We start from the raw sequence: 23,826 nt of genomic DNA, 5'->3' as shown, positions 1-23,826 counted from the left end.
TCACGATTGGATGCGGAATACCCGTTCGGCGTTCTCGTGGTAGATCTTGTGCTTGTCGGCGACGGCTATCGTGGCGTTGTCGAGAAAGCGGACGGCCTCGGTGGTGTCTTCGTAGGGATAGTCGACGGCGAACATGATGTTGTCCGCGCCCAGGGCGTCGATATTGAACTTGAGCGCCGGGTCCCACGGCATTCCGCTGGTGGTGATGTAGAAATTCCTCTTCAGGTATTCGGTGAATGTCAGCTCCAGGTGGGGCCGCACGTTGCGCGACGACGTCGGTATCTCCCGAAACCGGTCGATCCTGTGCAACCAGTACGGGACGGCCTCGCCCATGTGCCCCAATACGATTGTGAGCCTTGGGAATCGGTCGAAAACGCCGCTGCTCATCAGCCTCATGGCGTGCAGGCCCGTGTCGGCCTGAAAGCCCCAGATGGCGGCAACCAGATCGTGCTTGCGCATCGGCTGCGCCATGCCGGCCGACGGGCATCGCGGGTGCAGGTAGATCGCGGCGCCCAGATCCTCTGCGGCTTCCAGGATGGGCCAGAACTTGTCCTCGTCCAGGTACTCGCCGCGGGTGTGGGAATTGATGATGATGCCGTTGAGTCCGAGCCGGCCCATCGCGCGCTCGATCTCCTCGACCGCCCGCGCCGGTGCCTGCGGTGCGATCGCGGCCAGCCCGGCGAATCGGTCCGGATGACGCGAAATCGCTTCGGCGAGTAGGTCATTGGTTTCTGCCGCCAGGCCGGCGGCCTCGTCGTCGTCCAGGGTCTGCACCCCCGGTGAGGTGAGGGACAACAGTTGCATGTCGATGCCGTTGGCGTCCATGATCTGCAGTCGCACGTCGTCGAGATCGATCAGCAGAGTTCGTGCCGCTTCGCCGAATGCGCCCGCGCCGTGCAGGAGGAAATCCTGGAACTCCGCGTCCGGGTCGTCGGCCGGGGCGCGGGCGATCCAGCGTTCCAGCGCGGCGATCACATTGGGGGTGCTGAACGCCTCCTCGGTGGCGATGCGGCGAAATTGCTCGGAGCTGTCGAGGGTCATGCGTCACTCCTTCTGCTCGCACCATTGAAAACCCGGCGACTCGGAACGGCGTTGACTATGGCGTAGCTCACAGTAGAATGACCAGTGGTCATCGACGCGAGGAGGACGCATTGCCGACGGTGACTTGGGCACGAGTCGACCCGGCTCGCCGCGCGGCCGTCATCGAAGCCGCGGAGGCAGAGTTCGGGGCGCACGGATTCTCCCGGGGCAGCCTGAACGTCATCGCGCGCCGGGCCGGGGTCGCCAAGGGCAGCCTGTTCCAGTACTTCGCGGACAAGCGCGATCTGTATGCGTTCATCGCCGACATCGCCAGCCAGCGGGTGCGCTCCCACATGGAGGACCTGATCCGCGAGCTCGATCCCAGCCGGCCGTTCTTCGACTTTCTGACCGACTGGCTCGACGCGTGGGTGGCCTACTTCGCCGAGCATCCGCGCGAACGCGCCCTGCACGCGGCGGCGACGCTGGAGGTCGACACCGAGGCCCGCGTCAGCGTCCAGAACGTCATTCACCGCCACTACCTGGAGGTGCTGCGGCCATTGGTGCGCGACGCGCACAGTCGTGGAGACCTGCGCGCGGACTCCGACACCGACGCGTTGTTGTCGTTGCTGCTGTTGATCTTCCCGCACCTGGCGCTGGCCCCCTACGTGCGCGGCCTGGATCCCATCCTCGGGCTCGACGAGCCCACACCGGAGCAGCCGGCGCTGGCCGTGCGCAGGCTGGTCGGGGTTTTGGCGGCCGCGTTCAAGGCGGCGCCGCAAGCTCACCGGAATGATTTGAAGGAGGTCATAACACCATGACACGCACGAGTTCGGGTTCCATGGTCGCCGGCGGACTCAACTGGGACAGCTTGCCGCTCAAGCTGTTTGCCGGCGGCAACGCCAAGTTCTGGAATCCGGCCGACATCGACTTCTCCCGCGACCGCGCGGACTGGGAACGGCTCACCGACGACGAACGCCACTACGCCACCCGGCTGTGCGCCGAGTTCATCGCCGGCGAGGAGGCGGTGACCGAGGACATCCAGCCGTTCATGGCCGCGATGCGCGCCGAGGGCCGGCTGGGCGACGAGATGTACCTGACGCAGTTCGCGTTCGAGGAGGCCAAGCACGTGCAGGTGTTCCGGATGTGGCTCGACGCCGTGGGCATCACCGATGACCTGCACGAGTACCTCGACGACATTCCCACCTATCGCACGATCTTCTACGAGGAGCTGCCGGCCTGCCTCAACGCCCTGTCGACCGACCCGTCGCCGGCCGCCCAGGTCCGGGCGTCGGTCACCTACAACCACATGGTCGAGGGCATGCTGGCGCTGACCGGCTACTTCGGCTGGCACAAGATCTGCGTGGAGCGCGGCATCCTGCCCGGCATGCAGGAGCTGGTCCGGCGCATCGGCGACGACGAGCGGCGCCACATGGCGTGGGGCACGTTCACCTGCCGTCGCCACGTCGCCGCCGACGATTCCAATTGGGAGGTCTTCGAAAACCGCATGAACGAGCTGATGCCGCTCGGGCTGCGGCTCATCGAGGAGGGCTTCGCGCTCTACGACCCGATGCCCTTCGACCTGTCGGTGGACGAGTTCATGGCCTACGCGGCCGACAAGGGGATGCGGCGGTTCGGCACCATCGCCAGCGCGCGCGGCCGGCCGGTCGCCGAGATCGACCTCGACTATTCGCCGGTGCAGCTGGAGGACACGTTCGCCGACGAGGACGAGAAGGCGCTGGCCGCCGTGTAACGCCGAGCAGACGTAAAAGCCCCCGAAAACAGCCGTTTTCGGGGGCTTTTACGTCTGCCCGCGCGGGGAAGCTACCCCACCCACACCGTCTTGGCGTTGCAGAACTCGCGGATGCCCAGGCCGGCGAGCTCGCGGCCGTAGCCGGAGCGCTTGACGCCGCCGAACGGCAGCTCGGGGTAGGACACCGTCATCCCGTTGATGAAGACCTGGCCCGCCTCGATGCCGTCGATGAAGCGCTGCTGCTCGGCCTCGTCGTCGGTCCAGGCGTTGGATCCCAGCCCGAAGGTGGTGGCGTTGGCGATCTCGATGGCCTCGTCGACGTTCTCGACGCGGTAGATCGAGGCGACCGGGCCGAACACCTCCTCGGTGTAGAGCGCCATGTCCTTGGTGATGTCGGTGACCACCGTCGGCGGGTAGTACCACCCCGGCCGGTCGAGACGCTCACCGCCGCAACGGATCACCGCGCCGGCCGCGGCGGCGTCCTCCACCTGCTTGGCCACCTCGTCGCAGCCCGCCTCGGTGGCCAGCGGGCCCACGTCGGTGTCCGGGTCGGTCGGGTCGCCGACCCGCAGCGCCTTCATCCGCTCGACGAACTTGTCGACGAACGCGTCGTAGATGTCGGCGTGGGCGATGAACCGCTTGGCGGCGATGCAGGACTGCCCGTTGTTCTGCACACGGGCGGTGACCGCGGTCTTGACCGCCTCGTCGAGGTTCGCCGACGGCATCACGATGAACGGGTCGCTGCCGCCGAGCTCGAGCACGGTGGGCTTGATCTCGTCGCCGGCGATGGCCCCGACGGACTGGCCCGCCGGCTCACTGCCGGTCAGGGTGGCCGCCGCGACGCGGGGATCGCGCAGGATGGTCTCCACGGCGCTCGACGGCACCAGCAGCGTCTGGAAGCAGCCGTCCGGGAAGCCGCCGCGCGCGATCACATCGGCGAGATACAGCGCGCACTGCGGCACGTTCGACGCGTGCTTGAGGATGCCGACGTTGCCGGCCATCAGCGCGGGCGCCGCGAAGCGCACCGCCTGCCACAGCGGGAAGTTCCACGGCATCACCGCCAGCACCACCCCGAGTGGTTGATACCGCGTGTACGCCTTCTTCGCGCCCACCTTCGACGCGTCGGCCGGCTCGTCGGCAAGCAGCTTCTCGGCATTCTGCGCGTAGTAGCGAAAACCCTTGGCGCACTTGATCGCTTCGGCCTTGGCCGAAGCCAGCGTCTTGCCCATCTCGCACGTCATCATCTCCGCGGTCCGGTCCGCCTCGGCCTCCAGCAGGTCGGCGGTGGCGCTGGCCCACGCGGCGCGCTGGGCGAAGGTGGTGGAGCGGCGATAGTCCAGGAACCGCTCGTGGGCCCGCGCGATCGCGGCCTGGACTTCGTCGTCGGTTGCCGGGGTGAAGGTCTTGACCGTCTCGCCGGTGGCCGGGTTGATCGTGGCGATGGGCACGCTGACATCCTTCGCTAGCTGGTGGGTAGACGTTCGATACCCAGCCTGCCACTACTGTGGCGAGAAGGGAGGTGCCGAGTGAGCAAAGCCGCCGAGCTGATGGTCAAGTGCCTGGAAAACGAGGGTGTTTCCGTGGTCTTCGGGCTGCCCGGCGAGGAGAACATCCGCTTCGTGCAGGCGCTGGCCTCCTCGAACATCCGCTATGTGCTCACCCGCCACGAGCAGGCGGCGTCGTTCATGGCGGAGATGTACGGACGCGTCACCGGCCGGGCGGCGGTGGTGTCGGCCACGTTGGGCCCGGGTGCGATCAACATGCAGCTCGGCGTCGCCGACGCCACCACCAACAGCACACCGATGGTCGCGATCTCCGCGCAGGTGGGCCAGGGCCGTCAGTTCAAGGAGTCGCACCAGTACGTCGACCTGGTGTCGATGTTCGCGCCGATCACCCGGTGGGCCGCCGGCATCCCGACCGCGCGCGCCATCCCGGAGATGTTCCGCAAGGCGTTCAAGCTCGCCGAGGCCGAACGCCCGGCCGCGGTGTATCTTGCCGTGCCCGAGGACATAGACGCCGACGAAACCGACTACCCCGACCTGAAACCGTTGCCGCGCAACGTCGTCCGCGCCGAGGCGCCGGCGGCCCGTCAGGTGGCCCGCGCCGTCGACATCCTGCGCGAGGCCGAGCGACCGGTGGTGCTGGCCGGGCACGGTGCGGCCCGCGGCGACGCGACCGCGGCCTTGGTGCGGTTCTCCGAGGAATTCGGCATCCCGGTGGCCAACACCTTCCACGGCAAGGGCGTGATGCCCGACGACCACCCCAACAGCATCGGGACGCTGGGGTTCATGCGGCACGACTACGTCAACTTCGGTTTCGACAACGCCGACGCGATCGTCGCGGTCGGCTACGAGCTGCAGGAATTCGACCCGGTCCGGATCAACCCGACGTCGGACAAGAAGATCATCCACATCCATCGTTTTCCCGCGGAGGTCGACGCGCACTATCCCGTCGACGTGGGGATCGTCGGCGACATCAGCGCCTCGCTCGACGCGCTGACGGTGGCGCTCGCCGGGCACCGCTACCACGCCGACCCGGCGATACCGGGTTCCGGCCTGCTTGCCGACGAATTCGCACGGGGACAACAGGATTCGCGCTACCCGCTGGCGCCGCAGCGGGTGGTCGCCGACACCCGTGCCGCGCTGGGCCGCAGCGACATCGTCCTGGTCGACACCGGCGCCACCAAGATGTGGATGGCGCGGCTGTACCCGACCTTCGAGCGCAACACGTGTCTGGTCTCGAACGGCTTGTCCACCATGAGCTTTGCGCTGCCCGGGGCGCTTGGCGTCAAGCTTGCCCGGCCCGAGTCGAAGGTGCTGGCCGTCGTGGGCGACGGCGCGTTCATGATGAGCTCACAGGAAATCGAGACCGCCGTTCGGGAGCGGATACCGCTGGTGGTCTTGATCTGGGAGGACGGCGGTTACGGCCTGATCGAGTGGAAGATGGATCTCGAACTCGGCGAGCATCACTACGTGAGGTTTTCCAACCCCGACATCGTCACCTACGCGGAAAGCTTCGGCGCCAAGGGATATCAGATCAACAGCGCCGATGAGCTGCTGCCGACGCTGAAGGCCGCGCTCGACGACGACGGCGTGTCGCTGATCAACTGTCCCGTCGACTACTCGGAGAACCTGCGGCTGACCGACCGGCTCGGCGAGCTGGACGAGACACTGTAGCGGCGTGGCGCTTCGCGGCATCGAGCGTGAGGCTACGGCTTTGAGCGTGCACTCACGGCGTGATCGAAGCCAAAATCGCACCGTGGATACACGCTCAAAACCGTAGGCGCACAGTGAAGGCCGGCAATTACGAAGTTTCGGCCCGCACCGCGGCGTGCGCTTGCGGTGTGATGGGATCGAGGATGTCGGCGTAGTCGTCGCCCCTGTCGACGAAGGCGGCGACGAACGGGCAGATCGCCACGATCCGTTTGCCCGCGGCGCGGGTATCGTCCAGCGCGGCGCCGATCAGCTTGCCGGCCAGGCCGTGGCCGGTGAACTTCTTGTCGACCTCGGTGTGGTAGAAGATGCGCTGATTGCGGCTGTCGACATAGTCCGCAAGGCCCGCCGCTTCGCCCTCGGTGCTGATCTCGTAGCGGTTCTTCTCGCTGGCATTAGTGACGATCGGCTCGGCCACCTCCCCGTTCTCCGGTCGCGTGATCCGTCGTTTTCGTAGTCGCACGGGGCCTCCTACTCGTGGTCCTGCGGGGTCAGTCTATGCAGCGTCACGGGCCCGGCGAAGCGGCCGATCAGCGTGCGATGCCACCAGGCCCGGTCGCGGCGCAGCTCGGCCAGGGTGGTGAAGCGGTATTCGTAGAGCAACGCCCGCACATACCGGGGCGGAGAATCCGGGAAGGGGTTGTGCCGCAACAGGCGCAGCGTGGGCCGGTCGTTGCGCAGCAACCGCTGCAGAAGCGGGGCCAGCCACGGTTGCGCGTAGCCCGGCGAGATCGCGGCGAACCACATCAGCCAGTCCAGCCGCAGATGGTAGGGCGCCCACTGGCGCGGCAGCCGGCGCACGGCGCCGGGCTTTCCCTTGAAATCGTATTCCCGCCAAACCGTCTGGGCGGTGATCTGCGGTTCGTCGGTGCCCTCGATCACCACCTCGCGCCGGATGCGGCCGATGCTGCCGAACGCGCCGTAGGTGTTCACCAAATGGAATGAGTTGAACGACATGTTCATTCGCTGATTCGGCGACAGCATGTTGCGCACCGGCCAGTAGGTCATGAACACCACCGCCGCGGTGAAGGCGATGACCAGGACGGCGAACCACGGCGGCGGCGCCGGCAGCGCCGGATGCGCGGGTAGGGGAAGCACCGCCCCCGCCGACGAGTCGTCGATGGCGCTGAACGCCAGGACGATCGTCACCCAGTTCAGCCACGCGAAGTTGCCAGACGCCACCAGCCACAGCTGGGTGACGACGACGATCACCGCGGCAACGCTGGCCACCGGCTGCGGCGCGAACAACCCGAACGGCACCACCAGCTGGGCGAAATGGTTGCCGGCCACCTCGATCCGGTGCAGCGGCTTGGGCAGGCGGTGGAAGAACCAGCTCAACGGCCCCGGCATCGGCTGGGTTTCGTGGTGGTAGTACAGGCAGGTCAGGTCGCGCCAGCACCGATCGCCGCGCATCTTGATCAGCCCGGCGCCGAACTCGACCCGGAAGAGCAGCAGCCGCGCCAGCCATAGCGTCAGGATCGGGGGCGCGACGCGGTCGTTGCCGAGAAAGATCGCCAGGAACCCGGTCTCCAGCAGCAGCGATTCCCAGCCGAACGAGTACCACGCCTGCCCGACGTTGACGATCGACAGGTAGAGCACCCACAGCGTCAGCCAGATCAGCATTGCCAGCCACAGCGGCACCAGGTCGCCCACGCCGGCGACGACGGCGGCCGACAGCGCCGCACCGAACCACGAGACGCCGGCGAACAACCCGTCGGAGTAGCGCAGATGGAAGATGCTCGGCGTTCGCCAGAAGCTTTGCCCGGCCAAAAACCGGGGCACCGGCAGGATTCCGTGCTCGCCGATGAGCGCGCGGAACTGCAGGGCGGCCGCGAGGAACGCGATCAGGTAGAGGGCCGCCGCCCCGCGCTCGAGTACCAGCCTGCCCAGCCAGTATTCGGGCGCGGACATCCATCCCATGGCCGTAACTCCTCGGACGCTGGCGACAACACCAACGCGCATATCCAGTCAACCAGTGGGTAAACGCGTAGCCAACTCCCTCGGCGTCATTCGTCGTGGCGCGGGCGCGCCCGCTCGGGCATGACCACGACCGAGGCCGCCAGCACGCCAAGCGAAATCAGCGCCAGCAGTTGAACATTCGCGGAATGACCGGCGTAACCGTCGACCGAGCGCCAGGGATGCCGGGACAGCTCGGCCCCGGCCAGGATCAGCCCGCCGGCGCTCAGCGCGACGGTGACCGGTTCCCGCCACCGCGGTCGGCCGCGCAGCGCGTACCGCAAAGCGAGGGCCGCGCCGGCCACGGCGAACCCGGCCACCCCGGCGATCACCGCCCCCACCGCCAGCACCGCGACCCCGGCCCACGGCCCGGGCGTCCAGGGCGCCGCGGGCGGGTCGTCCGGGGGCTCGCGCCGGGTGCGCCACAGCGCGAGCAGGGCCAGCAGCGGCAGCAGCGCCAGCCCCACCGCCAGCCCCGCCCGGTACAGCGAGTTGGTGGCGAAGGTCAGCGTGATGGTGCCGGGGTCGCCCGCCGGGACCACCCAGCCCTGCTGCCACCCGTTGACGGCGACCGGCGTCAACCGGGTCCCGTTGCCGGTGCGCGCCACCCAGCCGGGGTTGATGCTCTCCGGAATGACCAGCACCCGTGGCGTGGCCGACGCGGGGGCCCGCACCTCGCGCCGGTCGGGACCCCACGCCCCGGTGGCGGCCGGAATCCGCGCGGCGCCGCCGGGCAATTCGGCGGCACCCGGCGTCGTCAGCTGGGCGCCGTCCACGACGAACTGGGCGCCGGGGCTGATCAGCAGCTCCTGCTGCCCCGCGGGCAGCGCGATCGGGTCGCGGTCGCAGGGGCGCGCCTCGACCGGTTCGCCATCCAGCAGCGCGCCCACCGTGGTGTGGATCGCGGTGTGCACGAACCGGCCCGCGACCGCGATGACCGGGCCGCGCTCACAGCCGACGGTGACCTCGCGGGACCGGTTGCGGGCGGCGTCGGCGGGCGCGATCGGGCGGCCGTCGGCGCCGAGCGCCGCGACCTCGGCGAGCCCCGGCGGCTTGAGCTGGTCGAAGCCCAGCGCGTTGCGGTCGATGACGTCCTCCCAGTCCAGCAGGCTGACGGTGACGGTGTCGGTGACCCGGGGCTTCAGCGACAGGGTCTGCGGCTCGCCCGCCGTCAGTTTCCGGACCTGCGGGCCGTCGCCCAGGTTGACGGCGACCACCGTCGGGTGCGCGGGCAGCGCCGACCGGCCGGGATCCAGGCGCAGCCCGGCGACCTCGGTGGGCCGCGGCAGGGCCAGCGTCAGCGTCGGCGGGGACTTGTGCTGCACCACCCGCTGCGGCGCGGTCCACGCGGTGGTCGGGTCGCCGTCGGTCGCCGCGTACGCCGAGCCGAGGACGTCCACCCCGTCCGAATCCCCTTGGGCCCGCGTGGTATTCGGCTCGGCGATCAGGTCGGCCAGCTTCGGGCCCTGCCGCGACCGCACCCACAGCGTCGGGGTCACCGACACCGGGGCCGGAACGGTCAGGGTGCGGCTGAAGTTCACCGGCTCCTCGGGCGCCAGCGCCATCGACGGTGCGCAGCGCGTGCCGCCGTCGGGTGCCGGCGCGCAGCCCGGCCTGCCGAGCAGTTCCGAGCCCAGGTCCCAGCCCGCGACCGCCGAGCCCGGCGGCGGACCGGGCACCAGCGCGGTATGCCGCAGGCTGACCGGGTGTGCGAACCCCGACGCGTCGTACTGCGTGATCGCCAGGTCGGTGATGCCGAACTGGACGCCGGCCGACCCGTCGTCGGTGCCGGCGGCGGTGATCCGCACCCACGGGGTTTCTCCGTACGGCAGGGCCGCGGCCAGGGGCTTGCCGGGCTCGTCGAACCGCAGCGTGGTGCTGCCGTTGGCCGTCTCTATCAGGATGCGGCGGATCTGGGCGCCGACGGCGGTGGCGCTGGGTGTGAGGGTGATGGCGGCGTTGGTCACCGGGTGGTCGAAATCCACCTGCAACCACTGGCCGACGGCCGCCTGCAGGGCGTTGGACACCCACGCGGTCGCCGAGTCGCCGTCGATCGCGGCGGCGGGGGAGGTGGCCGGCGCGACGTCGGGCATCGCGGTGGAATCCGACGACGAGCTGGACACGGTGATCCGCCCGCCCGTCCAGCCGCCGAAGACGGTGTCGGCGCCCGGCGCCGGGTAGTCGGGGACGCGGTTGAAGGTGTGCCGCGCGTCGCCGGCCGCCCGGATCGCCGACGAGTGCTGGTCCACCCGGCCGTAGTCGGTCTCGCGGGCCACCGGGGTGTCGGTGACGGTGACGGCGGGCGCCGCCAGGCCCGCGCCGCGGGCGTCGGCGGTCAACAGCGCCGGACCCAGCGGGGGCTGGCCCAGCAGCCGCCGCCGCTCGTCGAGGCGCAGCAGCACCTCGGGGCCGCCGTCGACCCGGGCCAGCCGATCGGCGTCGGCGAAGTAGGGCGCGCCGGGCTCGCCGGCAACATCGACGCGGTAGATCTCCACCGCCGGGTAGCGCGGCCGCAGCCCGCTGTCGGCGACGAAGCCGGCCACCGCGCCGGGCCCCACCGGCGCGCCGAACTGGGCCACCTTCCCCAGTCGCGGCGACCCGTCGATCGCGCGGTGCACCAGGATTGGGCGCGCCGAGCGCGACGTGTCGGGGTCCAGGTCGTTGCGCAGCACCACATACGAAATGCCTTGGCGGGCAAGGGTATCGGCCAGGCCCGCCGACGGGCGCCCGGCTGCGATCAGGCGCTGCACCGAATCCAGCGCCCGAATGGTCTGCGGCGGGGTCAACGGGATGGAGTCGCGCACCCCCCACGGGCCGGCGCCGAGCACCTGCAGCGGCTCGTCGTGGCTGGTGCCCCACAGCTGGGTGGCGAACGGCGCCCCGGGGACCACCAGCACCCGCCCCGTGTTGTGCCGGCCGAGCCAGTCGGCGGCCTCGTGCCAGTACCGGGGTATCGCGCCGAACGTGCCGGGCGGGGCCAGCCGACCGGTCCACGCCAGCGAGGTGCTGACCGTCAGCGCGGTCAGGATCACCACCGTCGCGGCGACCCGCTTGTCGCGCTCGGGGTGGGCGAACGCGGGCAGCCACACCGACACAGGCACCCAACCGGGCAGCGGCACCCGGCCCAGCAGCTGCGCGATGCCCAGTGCGATCGGGATCCGGATCACCGAGTCCAGCTTGTGCACGTTGCGCAGCGGCGCCCCGGCGGCGTCCAGGAACGCCTGCACCTGGTGGGCCAGCGGCGAGCCCAGCCCGCCGCTGTAGCCGACGGCCATCAGCGCCACGCCCACCAACAGCATCGTCACCAGCCGTCCCCGCGCCGGCATCGCGCGGCCGGCCAGCCCCGCCAGCCCGGCCGCCGCGACCAAACAGGTGCCCAGGATGGCCGCCGACCCGGTCACCAGCGGCGCGCCCGCGGTGGCGGTCGGCGCCACGAACGGGGTCCAGCTCTCGGTGCCGCGCAGCATCTCCACCAGCGAGGACCATTGCGTCGTCACGCCGGAGGATTCGATGAAGTCCAGGAACGGCGGGCTGACGCTGCGCAGCGAGCCCAGCGCCACGACCCACCACAGCGTCGCCAGGGACAGGGCCAAAAGCCACCATGCCGTGTAGCGCCACCACAACCGGTTCGGCCGGTGGCAGGCCCACCAGATCAGTGCGGGGAGGCAGCCGGCCAGCGTCGCGATCGCGTTGACCGCACCCATCAGCGCGACGGCCAGCCCCGCCTGACCGGCCAGCGCCCGCACCGACCTGCCAGAGGATCCCCGCAGTGCCAGGATGGTGGGCAGCAACACCCACGGCGCCAGCATCATCGGCAGGGTTTCCGACGAGATCGAGCCGAGCGTGGTCAGCACCCGCGGCGACAGCGCGAACGCCACCGCGCCGATGACGCGCGACGTCGGGCTGCCGATGCCCAGCGCCTCGGCGACCCGCAACAGCCCCCAAAAGCCGACCGTCAGCAGCAGCGCCCACCACAGGCGCTGGGTCACCCAACCGGGCAGCCCCAGAAAATGCCCGAGCAAAAAGAAGGTGCCGTGCGGAAAGAGATAGCCGTAGGCCTGGTTCTGCGCCTGGCCGAACGGCAGGTCGCTGTTCCACAGGTTGGTCGCCCGGGCCAGGAAGCGCAGCGGGTTGGCGGTGAGGTCGAGTTTGGTGTCGGGCGACACCTGCCCGGGTGACTGGGCGAACGTCAGCGCCAGGGCGATCGCGGCCACCAGCGGCAACCACCGGCGCGACAGCGGCGCGGCCGGCGAGCCCGACGCGGGATCCGCGAGCTCCGCGCGCGCCGACCCCGCCGCCGCGTTAGCTACGGTTGCCGTACTCGACCCGGTTGAGCACTGACGACTGCGGATCGCCCCCGGGGAGTGGCGGCTTCGTGTCCTGTTGCACCATCAGCGTGATCCCGAAGATCGCGGCCGCGCCCAGCAACAGACCAACCACGACGCTCGCGGCGGCGGGCGCGATGATCCGGTTCATCGATGGCTCCTTGATTCGCGGTCGTGACGGCAGACAACCCAACGTCAACCTAGCAGAAGGGCGCTCCCGGCCCGGGCCGCGCTCAGGGCCACCGCAGGCAATGCCCGTGCCAGCAGCGGTCGCCGTACTGCACCGGGTATGGCCGGAGCGGGGTCGACACCACCGGCGCCGGTGCCGCTCGGTGATCCTGCACCGCGAGCGTGACGCCGACCGTAGCGACGGCACCGATCGACAGGCCCGCCGCGATGCTGGCCGCGGCGGCCAGCGCGAACCCGGTCATCGCCGGCTCCTCCCTGCCAGGCAAACGGCCTCACCGGCCCCCGATCGGCACGGTACCGTCGATGCCCCCTGGAGGGCGGGACGAAACGCCCGTCGTGACAACATGTCCCGATGGCTTTCCCCCGGATCCTGGCCGTGCTGGCCGTCGCATCGGTGCTGGCGGCCTGCGGCCACGACACCGCACGGCATCCCTCGTCGACGGTCAGCAAGCCGACGGCCGCCCCGGCGCCGCCGGCATGCGGCGACCCGACCAGCATGCCGAAGGCGCTGTCGATCCGCGACAAGCTGGCGCAGCTGCTGATGGTGGGCGTCAAGAACGCCGACGACGCCCGGGCCGTCGTCAACGGCTATCACGTCGGCGGGATCTTCATCGGCAGCTGGACCGACCTGTCGATCTTCAAGGGCCCGTTGGCCGACATCGCGGGCAAGGCCGGACCGCTGCCGCTGGCGGTCAGCGTCGACGAGGAGGGCGGCCGGGTCTCGAGGCTGAAGTCGCTGATCGGGCCGGCGCCGTCGGCCCGGGAGCTGGCCCAGACCCAGACCGTGGCCCAGGTCCACGACCTGGCGCTGCAGCGCGGCAAGAAGATGCACGACCTGGGGATCACCGTCGACTTCGCTCCCGACGTCGACGTCAGCGACGAGCCCGACGACGCCGTGATCGGCAACCGTTCGTTCGGCAACGATCCGGCGCAGGTCACCGCTTACGCAGACGCCTACGCGCGGGGCCTGCGGGAGGCCGGGCTGCTGCCGGTGCTCAAGCATTTCCCCGGCCACGGGCACGGCTCGGGTGACTCGCACACTGGTGGGGTCGTCACGCCGCCGCTGAGCGAGCTGCAAAGCGTGGACCTGGTGCCGTACCGCACGCTGGTGGCCGCGAGCCCGGTCGCGGTGATGGTGGGCCACCTGCAGGTTCCCGGCCTGACCGGCGACCAGCCGGCCAGCCTGAGCCGCGCGGCGGTGCAGTTGCTGCGCGACGGCATCGGCTACGGGGCGCCGCCCTTCAACGGCCCGGTGTTCAGCGACGACCTGTCCAGCATGGCCGCAATCTCCGACCGGTTCGGCGTGTCCGAGGCAGTGCTGCGCAGCCTGCAGGCCGGCACCGACATCGCGCTGTGGGTCACCACCGACGAGGTGCCCGCCGTCCTGGATCGGCTCGAAAAGGCCGTTGCCGCAAACGAATTGGCGATGACAGCGGTGGACCAGTCGGTGGTCCGGGTGGCGACGATGAAGGGGGCCAATCGGGCGTGTGGACACTGACCCGCCGTCGCGTCGTTACTCTGGAGTCAGATAGCTAGAGAGGCGAGGTTATGGCGGGTGGTACCAAGCGTTTACCGCGTGCCGTGCGCGAACAGCAGATGCTCGACGCCGCCGTGCAGATGTTCTCGGTCAACGGCTACCACGAGACGTCGATGGACGCCATCGCCGCCGAGGCGCAGATCTCCAAGCCGATGCTCTACCTGTACTACGGCTCCAAGGAGGACCTGTTCGGCGCGTGCCTGAACCGCGAGCTGAGCCGGTTCATCGACGCGGTGCGCGCCGACATCGACTTCACCCAGAACCCAAGGGACTTGCTGCGCAACACGATCGGGTCGTTCCTACGCTACATCGACGCCAACCGGGCATCGTGGATCGTGATGTACACCCAGGCCATCAGTTCGCAGGCGTTCGCGCACACCGTGCGCGAGGGGCGCGAGCAGATCATCGAGCTGGTGGCCGGGCTGGTGCGCGCCGGCAGTCGCGTCCCGCGGGCCGACGCCGACTACCAGATGATGGCGGTGGCGCTGGTGGGCGCGGGCGAGGCGATGGCCACCCGGCTGTCCACCGGCGACATCGACGTCGACGAGGCGACCGAGCTGATGATCGACCTGTTCTGGCACGGCCTGCGCGGAGCTCCCGAGGACCGCGAGGCCGCGGCCGAGGCGGGCGGGGACCGCGCGCCCATTCGCCGCAGCCCGAAGCACGCCGGCTAGAGCGCGCGGACCGTTCCGGTCAGGTGCGGGTATCCCTTGGCGATGTTGCGCAACGACAGATCCCAGCCGCCGTCGTCGCCCTTGTCGATGTACAGCCCGGTGGTGGCGGGCAGCAGCACCGGCTTGCCGAACCGCACCGTATACGTGACCGCGTCGGGGGACGTGGCCTCGATGTTGGCCAATACCGCTGCGGCGGTGAACATCCCGTGCGCGATCACCGTCGGGAATCCGAACAGCCTGGCGGCGATCGGGTTGGTGTGGATCGGGTTGTGATCCCCGCCGACGGCGGCGTAGCGGCGGATCTGCGCGGGGGTGATCCGCAGCACCGTGCTGGGCGGCGGCAGCTTGGGCTGCTTCTGCGGCGGCGGCTTGGGCTCGTCGGACAGGCTGGTGCGCTGCTGATGCAGGAAGGTCGTCACCTGCTGCCACGCGGTCTCGTTGCCGACGCTGACGTCGGTCACCAGGTCCACCAGCAGGCCCTTGCGGTGCTCGCGCAGGTTTTCGGCATGCACCCGCACACCGACGGTATCGGTGACCGCGATCGGCCGGTACTGCGTGATCTGGTTCTCGGTGTGCACCGAACCCATTGCGGCGAAGGGAAAGTCGAACCCGGTCACCAGCGACATCACGGCGGGGAAGCTCAGCGTGAACGGGTAGGTCAGCGGCACGTTGTTTCCGTAGCGCAGGCCGGTGACCCCGGCGTACTCGGCCACGTTGGTCTGGTCGATCGGTAGTTCCTCGACGGTCACCGTGCGGCTGGGCAGCTGGTCGGAGCGGGGCACCAACGGTAACGCCCCGGCCGCGGCGCGCAGCATGTTTCGCAGGCCGCTTGGCTGGTTCATCGCATTCTCCTCGAACTCATGCGCCCAGCATCGCCTGGCCGCACACCCGAATCACGTTGCCGGTCACCGCGTTTGACGCCGGGCTGGCGAAGTAGGCGATGGTCTCGGCGACGTCCACGGGCTGCCCGCCCTGCAGCAGCGAGTTCATCCGGCGGCCCACCTCGCGGGTGGCCAGCGGGATGGCGGCGGTCATCTGGGTTTCGATGAATCCCGGTGCGACGGCGTTGATCGTGATGCCCTTGTCGTAGAGCCCCGGCGCCAGCGCCTGGGTGAGCCCGATCATCCCGGCCTTCGTGGTGGCGTAGTTCGTCTGGCCGCGGTTGCCCGCGATGCCGGCCATCGACGACAGGCCGACCACCCGACCCCCTTCGCCGATGCTGCCGTTGCCGATCAGCCCTTCGGTAAGCCGTTGCGGGGCAAGAAGATTGACGGCCAGGACGGCGTCCCACCGGGCATCGTCCATGTTGGCCAGCAGCTTGTCGCGGGTGATGCCGGCGTTGTTGACCAGGATGTCGGCGTGACCCGCGTAGTGGTCGCGCAGGTGCTCGGTGATGGTGTCGACGGCGTCGTCGGCGGTGACGTCGAGCCACAGCGGGGTGCCCCCGACCCGGCTGGCGGTTTCGGCCAGGGCCTCGGCGGCGGACTCCACGTCGATCCCGATCACGCGGGCGCCGTCGCGGGCGAACACCTCGGCGATCGTCGCGCCGATCCCGCGGGCCGCGCCGGTGACGATCGCGACCTTGCCGTCCAGCGGCCGGTCCCAGTCGGCCGGCGGCGTGGAGTCGGCCGCCCCGATGTAGAAGACCTGCCCGTCGACGTAGGCCGACTTGGCCGACAGGATGAACCGCATCGTGGACTCCAGGCCCGTCGCGGCCGGCTTGGCGTCCGGCGACAGGTACACCAGCTGCACGGTGGCGCCGTTGCGCACCTCCTTGCCCAGCGACCGGGTGAAGCCCTCCAGCGCGCGCTGCGCGATCCGCTCGTCGGTGCTGCCCGCCAGGTCGGGCGTGGTGCCGACGACCACGACGCGCGCGCAGCGGCCCAGGTTGCGCAGCAGCGGCGTGAAGAAGTCGTGCAGCGCCTTCAGGCCGGCGGGCGCGGTGATGCCGGTGGCGTCGAAAACCAGGCCGCCGAACTGATCGGCCCAGCGGCCGCCCAGGTTGTTGCCGACCAGGTCGTAGTCCTTTTCCAGCGCCGCGCGCAGCGGCTCGACCACCCTGCCCTCACCCCCGATCAGCAGGGATCCGGCCAGCGGCGGATCACCCGCCCGGTAGCGGCGCAGGGTCTCGGGTCGCGGGACGCCGAGTTGCTTCGCCACAAACGACCCGGCGCCGGAATTGACGATCTGCGAGAACAGATCGGACGAACGATTGGGAGCCACTGAGCTGCCTTCCACTTTCTTTCTCGGTCGAACGTGCCGTATAGGCCAACCGTATCGAGGACGAACTTACTGCAGAGTAAGGAGTGTCAGAACAGTGGGTAGTATGGCCCTCGACGGCCGATCCCAAACTGATAACCGGAGATAAACGTGGCCCCTGCAACTGAATCCAGGCGAGTCGCCGTGCTGGGCGGCAATCGCATCCCGTTCGCGAGGTCCGACGGCGCCTACGCCGAGGCGTCCAACCAGGACATGTTCACCGCCGCCCTCGGTGGGCTGGTGGACCGGTTCGGGCTGGCCGGCCAGCGGCTGGGCGTGGTGGTCGGCGGCGCGGTGCTCAAGCACAGCCGCGACTTCAACCTCACGCGCGAATGCGTGCTGGGTTCCGAGCTGTCGTCGTACACCCCAGCGTTCGACATCCAGCAAGCCTGCGGCACCGGCCTGCAGGCGGCGATCGCGGCGGCCGACGGCATCGCGGCCGGCCGATACGACGTCGCCGCCGCGGGTGGCGTGGACACCACCTCCGACCCGCCGATCGGCCTGGGCGACAACCTGCGTCGCACCCTGCTGAAGTTGCGCCGCGCCAAGTCCAACGTGCAGCGGCTGAAGCTGGTGGGCACGCTGCCGGCCACCCTTGGCGTCGAGATCCCCGCCAACAGCGAGCCCCGCACCGGGCTGTCGATGGGCGAGCACGCCGCCATCACCGCCAAGCAGATGGGGATCAAGCGCGTCGACCAGGACGAGCTGGCCGTCGCCAGCCACCGCAACATGGCCGCCGCCTACGACCGTGGCTTCTTCGACGACCTGGTCACGCCGTTCCTGGGGCTGTACCGCGACGACAACCTGCGGCCCGACGCCAACGTGGAGAAGCTGGCCACGCTGCGCCCGGTCTTCGGGGTGAAGGCCGGCGACGCGACGATGACGGCGGGCAACTCGACCCCGCTGACCGACGGCGCCTCGGTGGCCCTGCTGGCCAGCGAGCAGTGGGCCGACGAGCATTCGCTGGCCCCGCTGGCCTATCTGGTGGACGCCGAGACCGCCGCGGTGGACTACGTCAACGGGCGTGACGGCCTGCTGATGGCGCCCACGTACGCGGTGCCCCGGCTGCTGGCCCGCAACGGGCTGAGCCTGCAGGACTTCGATTTCTACGAGATCCACGAGGCGTTCGCGTCGGTGGTGCTGACGCACCTGCGCGCGTGGGAGTCCGAGGAGTACTGCAAGGAGCGGCTGGGCCTCGACGCCGCCCTCGGGTCGATCGATCGCTCCAAGCTCAACGTCAACGGCTCGTCGTTGGCGGCCGGTCACCCGTTCGCGGCCACCGGCGGGCGGATTCTGGCCCAGACGGCCAAGCAGCTCGCCGAGAAGAAGGCGGCCGGTGGCGGGTCCGTCCGGGCGTTGATCTCCATCTGCGCCGCCGGCGGCCAGGGCGTGGCCGCGATCCTGGAGGCCTGACCAGGCCCGACCCGCGCCACGCCGCGACGAGCATCGATTTTCGCGGCGGCCGGTTAGTAACGCCGTCCATTGGGTATCCGAAGTGCCGGATAACCCCGTGTTGTGGTCTGACCCCCCGACCCCGACTGCGACGCGGGGTATCCCATAGTCGGGCCGCCGCTGGAGTGAGGGGATCCAGCGGCGGCCTTTCTCGTCGGCTCTTTCCGTCGGCTTTTCCGTCGGGCCGCCAAAACGAAAAACCCCGCCTCCATCGGGAAGCGGGGCTTTCGCTGAGGCTCGTCAGAACGCGGCCTCGTCGAGCTCCATGATGTCGTTGTCCAGCGTCTCGATCACCTCGCGGGTGCTGGCCAACAGCGGCAGGAAGTTCTTCGCGAAGAACGACGACACCGCCATCTTGCCCTCGTAGAAGGATCGGTCGGCACCGTCGGCACCGGCGTCGAGCGCCGCCACTGCCACCGCGGCCTGGCGCTGCAGCAACCAGCCGATGATCAGGTCGCCGACGCTCATCAGGAACCGCACCGAACCCAGGCCCACCTTGTAGAGGCTGGTGACGTCCTCCTGGGCGGCCATCAGGTAGCCGGTCAGGGTGGCCGCCATGGCCTGGACCTCGGCGAGCGCCTTGCCCAGCAGTTCGCGCTCGGTCTTCAGCCGGCCGTTGCCGGACTCGCTGTCGACGAACTTCTGGATCTCGGTCGACACGTGGCCCAGCGCCACACCCTTGTCGCGGACGATCTTGCGGAAGAAGAAGTCCTGCGCCTGGATGGCGGTGGTGCCCTCGTAGAGCGAGTCGATCTTGGCGTCGCGGATGTACTGCTCGATCGGGTAGTCCTGCAGGAAGCCGGACCCGCCGAACGTCTGCAGGCTCTCGGTCAGCTTCGCGTAGGCCTGCTCGGAGCCCACACCCTTGACGACCGGCAGCAGCAGGTCGTTGACCTTGACGGCCAAGTCCGCGTCGATGCCGTGCAGCGCCTCCGCGACCGCCGCGTCCTGGAACGTCGACGTGTACAGGTACAGCGCACGCAGACCCTCGGCGTAGGCCTTCTGGGTCATCAGCGACCGGCGGACGTCGGGGTGATGCGTGATGGTCACCCGCGGCGCGGTCTTGTCGGTCATCTGGGTCAGGTCGGCGCCCTGGACGCGCGACTTGGCGTACTCGAGCGCGTTCAGGTAACCGGTCGACAGCGTGGCGATGGCCTTGGTGCCGACCATCATCCGGGCCTGCTCGATGACCTCGAACATCTGCGCGATGCCGTTGTGCACCTCGCCGACCAGCCAGCCCTTGGCGGGCACGTCGTGCTGGCCGAGCGACAGCTCACAGGTCGCCGAGACCTTCAGGCCCATCTTGTGCTCGACGTTGGTGACGAAAACGCCGTTGCGCTCGCCGATCTCACCGGTCTCGAAGTCGAACAGGAACTTGGGCACGAAGAACAGCGAGAGCCCCTTGGTGCCGGGGCCGGCGCCCTCCGGGCGGGCCAGCACCAGGTGGAAGATGTTCTCGAACAGGTCGCCGGAGTCACCCGAGGTGATGAAGCGCTTGACGCCCTCGATGTGCCAGGAGCCGTCCTCTTGCTGGATGGCCTTGGTCCGCCCGGCGCCCACGTCGGAACCGGCGTCCGGCTCGGTGAGCACCATGGTCGAGCCCCAGCCGCGCTCGGCCGCGAGCACCGCCCACTTCTTCTGCTCCTCGGTGCCCAGGTGGTAGAGGATGTTGGCGAAGCCGGCGCCGCCGCCGTACATCCAGACCGCCGGGTTGGCGCCCAGGATGTGCTCGTGCAGCGCCCACATCAGCGCCTTGGGCATCGGCATGCCGCCGAGGGCCTCGTCGATGCCGGCCTTGTCCCAATCGGCTTCCTGGACGGCACGGACTGACTTTTTGAAAGCCTCCGGCAGGGTCACCGAGTGCGTCTCCGGGTCGAAGACCGGCGGGTTGCGGTCCCCCTCGACGAACGATTCCGCGACGGGCCCCTCGGCCAGGCGGGCGATCTCGTTGAGCATTTCCTGAGCGGTGTCGGCGTCGATGTCGCCGTACTCGCCCTGGCCTAACGCCTTGTCAACGCCCAACACCTCGAACAGGTTGAACACCTGGTCGCGGACGTTGCTCTTGTAGTGGCTCACTACTCTCCTCCTCGTTGAGAATTGCCACGTGCGGTTGGGTACTCGGGCTAAGTTACCCACCAGTAACACCGTCAACCTATACCGATCAGTAACTTCAACGCAACCGAATGTGAGCTAAATTCCACTGCCTAAGTAACCAACCGGTTGGGCAGCTTGCGGCGGCCCGTCTACCTGCGGTTATGGTGGGTGGATGAGCGCTGTGGGGTCCCTCACGATGCAGCCCGTGGCGGGCTTGGGGACACAGTTGCGGCCAGCTCCGCGCGCCCCTGCGAGAGGCGGGCCAGGCTCTAACCGGCGTTCTCGCCTTTGTAGCGCCATCGAGCGAAGGTCGAGTAACAATCTCCCGGGGGACGGGAATATCGCCCGCCGAGTTCGGCTTCGCGGTGCTGTTATGCCGTGCGAGTGGGGCGTAGACCGATTCGAGCCACCGGCCATTTTTCGCTTTGGACTTTCTGCATTACATCAACAGTCGCCTAGAGCTACATTTAAGTGGCCAAGCGGGCGTCGGTTCCCGGAATGGTTGCAGCTAACGGGATTTCGCGCCGCCAATGGCCAAGAACGTTGGCCATCGGCGAAGGCAACGCGCACCCTAGTGGTCGGCGCGGTCGGTACATGTCGCAGCGCCGATTGAGCCATTCAGAACTTTGTCGAAACCCCGACTGATCTTGAATGACGTCCCGTATGGTGTGTCGCACTCATATCGGCCCTACGGTCTGGAGATCTGGGTGTGCATCAATCCATTCGATGACGACAATGGCAGCTTTTCCGTCTAGGTCAGCGACGACAAGCTACACAGCCCGGCGCCGGCCTTCGCAGATGTTCCGGCTGGCTGCCAGCTCGTATAGGGCGAGGCAAACCGCGCTGCGCGTCTGGAATACACCGCACACAACTGGCCTGAGGTACGGCCGAAGAATCTGAGCGAGTGGCCTGGCGGGGCCGGGATTACGCGATGCAAAAAGTCTGCGCAGCGTGGGTTGGAGGGTCGAGTGGAGCACGACGAGCGGGCACTTCCCCTGACTCGCGGGCAGTTGGACATGTGGCTCGCGCAGGAATCGGGTCGTGCCGGTACGGACCTGCAGCTTGGCATACTGCTGAAGATCGATGGCCCGGTAGACCGAGATTTGCTTCAACGGGCGATCGGCCAAGCCGTACAAGAGGCCGAACCATGGAGGGCCGGTTTCTTTGAGGCCGATGGCAGGGTTTTCCAAAGAGCGGTTGATTACTCGGATGTTGATCTTGCCTTTTATGACCTGAGTGGCTCGGGAGATCCGGTGCGGGAAGCCCGTGAGATTGCGTCATCGATCCAACGCACACCGATGCCGCTAACGGGGCCATTGTTCAGGTTTGCATTATTCCGGACGGGGAACGAAGAATATTACTGGTTTAACTGCTACCACCACATAGCTATCGACGGATTGGGAATTGCACTGGTAGGCCGCCGGGCCGCAACTATTTACTCTGCAATTGTTTCTGGCGATTCCATATCTCCTTCTTTCTTCGGCTCGCTGCAGGATCTGGTCCGTGGCGAATCAGAGTACGAAGCCTCTAATGATTATCTGCAAGATCGGGCCTATTGGACTCAGAATCTTCCCCTGGAAAGCGGACCGGATTATCGGTTGTCCGAAGCCGTGGGTGACCGTGATTCGTTGGCTGCTGCGCCGGTTGAAGTGGCCCAATTCGTCGTCGCGCGAACCAAAGAGTTGTCCAAAGTGCTGCGCATCCGCAGATATTCGGTCATCACCGCGGCTTGCGCACTTCTGGTGCGGGGGTTCTGCGGTGTCGGGTCCGAGGTGGCACTGGACTTCACGGTCGCCAGGCGAGTGCGTCCGGAGTCAAAGACGCTTCCCGCGATGCTTGTGGGAGTTGTGCCGCTGGTGTTGAAGGTGTCGCCGGGGTGCAGCATCGCCGATTTCTGCCGGCACGTTGACGCACGAATACGAGAACTGCTGCAACATCAGCGATTTCCCGTGCGTGTCCTCGAGGGCGAAGGTGGCCATCGCGATTTAAGCAGAGCGACAAAGCGGGTAACCGTTAATTTCATACCGTCGGTACTTACCCTGGACCTCGCTGGTGTTCCAGCAACAGCGATGTATACGGATCATGGCCTCGTCAGTCATTTTGGGCTGTTCTTCCTTGGAGCCGGTGACCAACTTTTTCTCAACACGGCAGGTGCCGGACAGCCATTTGCGAATTTCGACGTCTCCAATTTGGTGGCGCGGTTGGAGCGGGTGTTGGTGGCGATGACCGCGGACCCCATGCGGGCGTTGTCGTCGATTGATGTGCTCGACGCCGGTGAGCATGCGCGCCTGGATGAGATCGGTCATCGGGCGGTGTTGGGTGCGCCGGGGCCGGCGGCGGTGTCGATCCCGGTGCTGTGGGCCGCGCAGGTGGGGCGTAGCCCGGATGCGGTGGCGTTGGTGTGTGGTGGGGGTTCGTGGACTTACGGGGAGGTGGAGCGGGCGTCTAATCGGTTGGCGCAGTTGCTGATTGGCCGGGGTGTGGGTCCTGGTGATGTGGTGGCGTTGTTGTTTGAGCGCTGCGCCGAGGCGGTTATCGCGATGTTGGGGGTGCTTAAGACCGGGGCGGCCTATGTGCCGATGGCCCCGGATCACCCGGATGCCTTGATCGGGTTCGTGGTGGCCGATGCCGCCCCGGTCGCGGTGATCACCACCGCGGGGCTGCGGTCGCGGCTGGCTGGGCATGATGTGGCGGTCATTGAGGTTGAGGACCCGGTGATCGACACCTGCCCGGATAGCGCGCCGCCGGCGGTGGCTGCGGACAACGTTGCGTATCTGATTTACACCTCGGGCACCACCGGTGTGCCTAAGGGGGTGGCGGTTTCTCATGTGGGGATCGCTGATTTGGTGGCCAGTCATGCCGAGCGGTTGGCGATTACCCCGGATAGTCGGGTGTTGCAGTTTGCGCCGTTGATTTTTGATATGTCGGTTGGGAATTTGTGGTGGGCGTTGTTGACGGGGGCGGCGGCTGTGATTCCCACCGAGGAGCAGGCGGTGCCGGGTCGGGAGTTGACCGATTTGATGGCGCGCCAGCGGGTTTCGCATGCCAAGTTCACCCCGAGCATGTTGGCGGCGTTGCCGGCTGAGCAGCTGTGCGGGTTGACGTTGATTACCGGGGGGGAGGTGTGCACCGCAGAGCTGGTGGATCGCTATGCCGCGGTGGCCACGCTGGTCAATGAGTATGGCCCGACCGAGACGACGGTGGACGTCACGATCGGCTACCCGCTTGCGCCGGGTTCGGGGGCGGCGCCGATTGGGTCGCCGGTGTTGGGGGCGGCGTTGTTTGTGCTGGATGGGTGGTTGCGTGCGGTGCCGGTGGGGGTGGTGGGGGAGTTGTATGTGGCCGGCGCTGGTGTGGG

At 68.3% G+C, this 23,826-nt stretch carries 17 protein-coding genes; 7 read left to right on the top strand and 10 right to left on the bottom strand.

What is annotated here, in order from left to right; genetic code table 11:
* Positions 1-1,041: an amidohydrolase family protein gene (locus tag OQ968_RS04420; protein ID WP_324675137.1), complete on the bottom strand. Its 1,041-nt coding sequence runs from the start codon at positions 1,039-1,041 to the stop codon at positions 1-3.
* A gap of 110 nt (positions 1,042-1,151) precedes the next feature.
* Between OQ968_RS04420 and OQ968_RS04415 the strand changes: the two genes are divergently transcribed.
* Together OQ968_RS04415 and OQ968_RS04410 are read left to right on the top strand one after the other, a co-directional pair.
* Positions 1,152-1,838 (top strand): TetR/AcrR family transcriptional regulator, encoded by a 687-nt coding sequence (locus tag OQ968_RS04415; RefSeq protein ID WP_324675135.1) that lies wholly within the window; start codon positions 1,152-1,154, stop codon positions 1,836-1,838.
* Positions 1,835-2,770: a R2-like ligand-binding oxidase gene (locus OQ968_RS04410; RefSeq protein WP_324675133.1), complete on the top strand. Its 936-nt coding sequence runs from the start codon at positions 1,835-1,837 to the stop codon at positions 2,768-2,770. The genes OQ968_RS04415 and OQ968_RS04410 overlap by 4 nt, the downstream gene beginning before the upstream one ends.
* 71 nt (positions 2,771-2,841) lie before the next feature.
* On the opposite strand, the gene OQ968_RS04405 is transcribed toward OQ968_RS04410, so the two are convergent.
* Complete coding sequence (locus OQ968_RS04405; protein ID WP_324675131.1) at positions 2,842-4,218, bottom strand: NADP-dependent succinic semialdehyde dehydrogenase; 1,377 nt, start codon at positions 4,216-4,218, stop codon at positions 2,842-2,844.
* A gap of 78 nt (positions 4,219-4,296) precedes the next feature.
* Between OQ968_RS04405 and OQ968_RS04400 the strand changes: the two genes are divergently transcribed.
* Positions 4,297-5,946: an acetolactate synthase large subunit gene (locus tag OQ968_RS04400; protein ID WP_420715827.1), complete on the top strand. Its 1,650-nt coding sequence runs from the start codon at positions 4,297-4,299 to the stop codon at positions 5,944-5,946.
* A 127-nt stretch (positions 5,947-6,073) separates the two neighbouring features.
* On the opposite strand, the gene OQ968_RS04395 is transcribed toward OQ968_RS04400, so the two are convergent.
* From OQ968_RS04395 to OQ968_RS04375, 5 genes are all read right to left on the bottom strand, one after another.
* Positions 6,074-6,445: a GNAT family N-acetyltransferase gene (locus tag OQ968_RS04395; RefSeq protein ID WP_324675129.1), complete on the bottom strand. Its 372-nt coding sequence runs from the start codon at positions 6,443-6,445 to the stop codon at positions 6,074-6,076.
* Between the two features lie 8 nt (positions 6,446-6,453).
* Positions 6,454-7,902: a lipase maturation factor family protein gene (locus OQ968_RS04390; protein ID WP_324675127.1), complete on the bottom strand. Its 1,449-nt coding sequence runs from the start codon at positions 7,900-7,902 to the stop codon at positions 6,454-6,456.
* An 86-nt stretch (positions 7,903-7,988) separates the two neighbouring features.
* A complete protein-coding gene (locus tag OQ968_RS04385) occupies positions 7,989-12,176 on the bottom strand; it encodes an alpha-(1->3)-arabinofuranosyltransferase (protein ID WP_324675912.1) in 4,188 nt (1,395 codons plus the stop codon).
* A 64-nt stretch (positions 12,177-12,240) separates the two neighbouring features.
* On the bottom strand, positions 12,241-12,414 hold the full coding sequence (locus OQ968_RS04380) for a DUF2613 domain-containing protein (protein WP_065443914.1): 174 nt from the start codon (positions 12,412-12,414) through the stop codon (positions 12,241-12,243).
* A gap of 82 nt (positions 12,415-12,496) precedes the next feature.
* Positions 12,497-12,694 (bottom strand): DUF2613 family protein, encoded by a 198-nt coding sequence (locus tag OQ968_RS04375; RefSeq protein ID WP_324675119.1) that lies wholly within the window; start codon positions 12,692-12,694, stop codon positions 12,497-12,499.
* A gap of 110 nt (positions 12,695-12,804) precedes the next feature.
* Between OQ968_RS04375 and OQ968_RS04370 the strand changes: the two genes are divergently transcribed.
* The gene (locus OQ968_RS04370) at positions 12,805-13,950 is read left to right on the top strand and encodes a glycoside hydrolase family 3 N-terminal domain-containing protein (protein WP_324675118.1); all 1,146 of its coding nucleotides are present in this window, start codon (positions 12,805-12,807) and stop codon (positions 13,948-13,950) included.
* Between the two features lie 50 nt (positions 13,951-14,000).
* Positions 14,001-14,663, top strand: coding sequence for a TetR/AcrR family transcriptional regulator (locus OQ968_RS04365; RefSeq protein ID WP_324675116.1), 663 nt, complete (start codon positions 14,001-14,003; stop codon positions 14,661-14,663).
* Here the strand turns inward: OQ968_RS04365 and OQ968_RS04360 are convergent.
* Positions 14,660-15,505 carry a MaoC/PaaZ C-terminal domain-containing protein gene (locus OQ968_RS04360; protein ID WP_324675114.1) on the bottom strand — a complete coding sequence of 282 codons (846 nt, stop codon included), beginning with the start codon at positions 15,503-15,505 and terminating at the stop codon, positions 14,660-14,662. The two genes, OQ968_RS04365 and OQ968_RS04360, sit on opposite strands and share 4 nt — an antisense overlap.
* 16 nt (positions 15,506-15,521) lie before the next feature.
* Complete coding sequence (locus OQ968_RS04355; protein ID WP_324675112.1) at positions 15,522-16,886, bottom strand: 3-oxoacyl-ACP reductase; 1,365 nt, start codon at positions 16,884-16,886, stop codon at positions 15,522-15,524.
* A 147-nt stretch (positions 16,887-17,033) separates the two neighbouring features.
* Between OQ968_RS04355 and OQ968_RS04350 the strand changes: the two genes are divergently transcribed.
* Positions 17,034-18,335 (top strand): acetyl-CoA C-acetyltransferase, encoded by a 1,302-nt coding sequence (locus OQ968_RS04350; RefSeq protein WP_324675110.1) that lies wholly within the window; start codon positions 17,034-17,036, stop codon positions 18,333-18,335.
* Positions 18,336-18,614: 279 nt separating this feature from the next.
* On the opposite strand, the gene OQ968_RS04345 is transcribed toward OQ968_RS04350, so the two are convergent.
* Complete coding sequence (locus tag OQ968_RS04345; protein ID WP_324675108.1) at positions 18,615-20,450, bottom strand: acyl-CoA dehydrogenase; 1,836 nt, start codon at positions 20,448-20,450, stop codon at positions 18,615-18,617.
* A 986-nt stretch (positions 20,451-21,436) separates the two neighbouring features.
* Here OQ968_RS04345 and OQ968_RS04340 point away from each other — a divergent pair.
* The coding region (locus OQ968_RS04340; RefSeq protein ID WP_324675106.1) for an AMP-binding protein at positions 21,437-23,826 on the top strand (2,390 nt) is incomplete at its 3' end.

It is taken from the genome of Mycobacterium sp. 663a-19 (assembly GCF_035616495.1).
Lineage (GTDB): Bacteria > Actinomycetota > Actinomycetes > Mycobacteriales > Mycobacteriaceae > Mycobacterium.
This window is presented reverse-complemented; position numbering and strand designations above follow the sequence as displayed.

Bases quoted from the DNA above. Each gene is read 5' to 3' on its own strand.
- OQ968_RS04420 (WP_324675137.1), bottom strand. From the start codon at position 1,041: ATGACCCTCGACAGCTCCGAGCAATTTCGCCGCATCGCCACCGAGGAG.
- OQ968_RS04410 (WP_324675133.1), top strand. From the start codon at position 1,835: ATGACACGCACGAGTTCGGGTTCCATGGTCGCCGGCGGACTCAACTGG.
- OQ968_RS04390 (WP_324675127.1), bottom strand. From the start codon at position 7,902: ATGGGATGGATGTCCGCGCCCGAATACTGGCTGGGCAGGCTGGTACTC.
- OQ968_RS04380 (WP_065443914.1), bottom strand. From the start codon at position 12,414: ATGAACCGGATCATCGCGCCCGCCGCCGCGAGCGTCGTGGTTGGTCTG.
- OQ968_RS04375 (WP_324675119.1), bottom strand. From the start codon at position 12,694: ATGACCGGGTTCGCGCTGGCCGCCGCGGCCAGCATCGCGGCGGGCCTG.
- OQ968_RS04370 (WP_324675118.1), top strand. From the start codon at position 12,805: ATGGCTTTCCCCCGGATCCTGGCCGTGCTGGCCGTCGCATCGGTGCTG.
- OQ968_RS04365 (WP_324675116.1), top strand. From the start codon at position 14,001: ATGGCGGGTGGTACCAAGCGTTTACCGCGTGCCGTGCGCGAACAGCAG.
- OQ968_RS04360 (WP_324675114.1), bottom strand. From the start codon at position 15,505: ATGAACCAGCCAAGCGGCCTGCGAAACATGCTGCGCGCCGCGGCCGGG.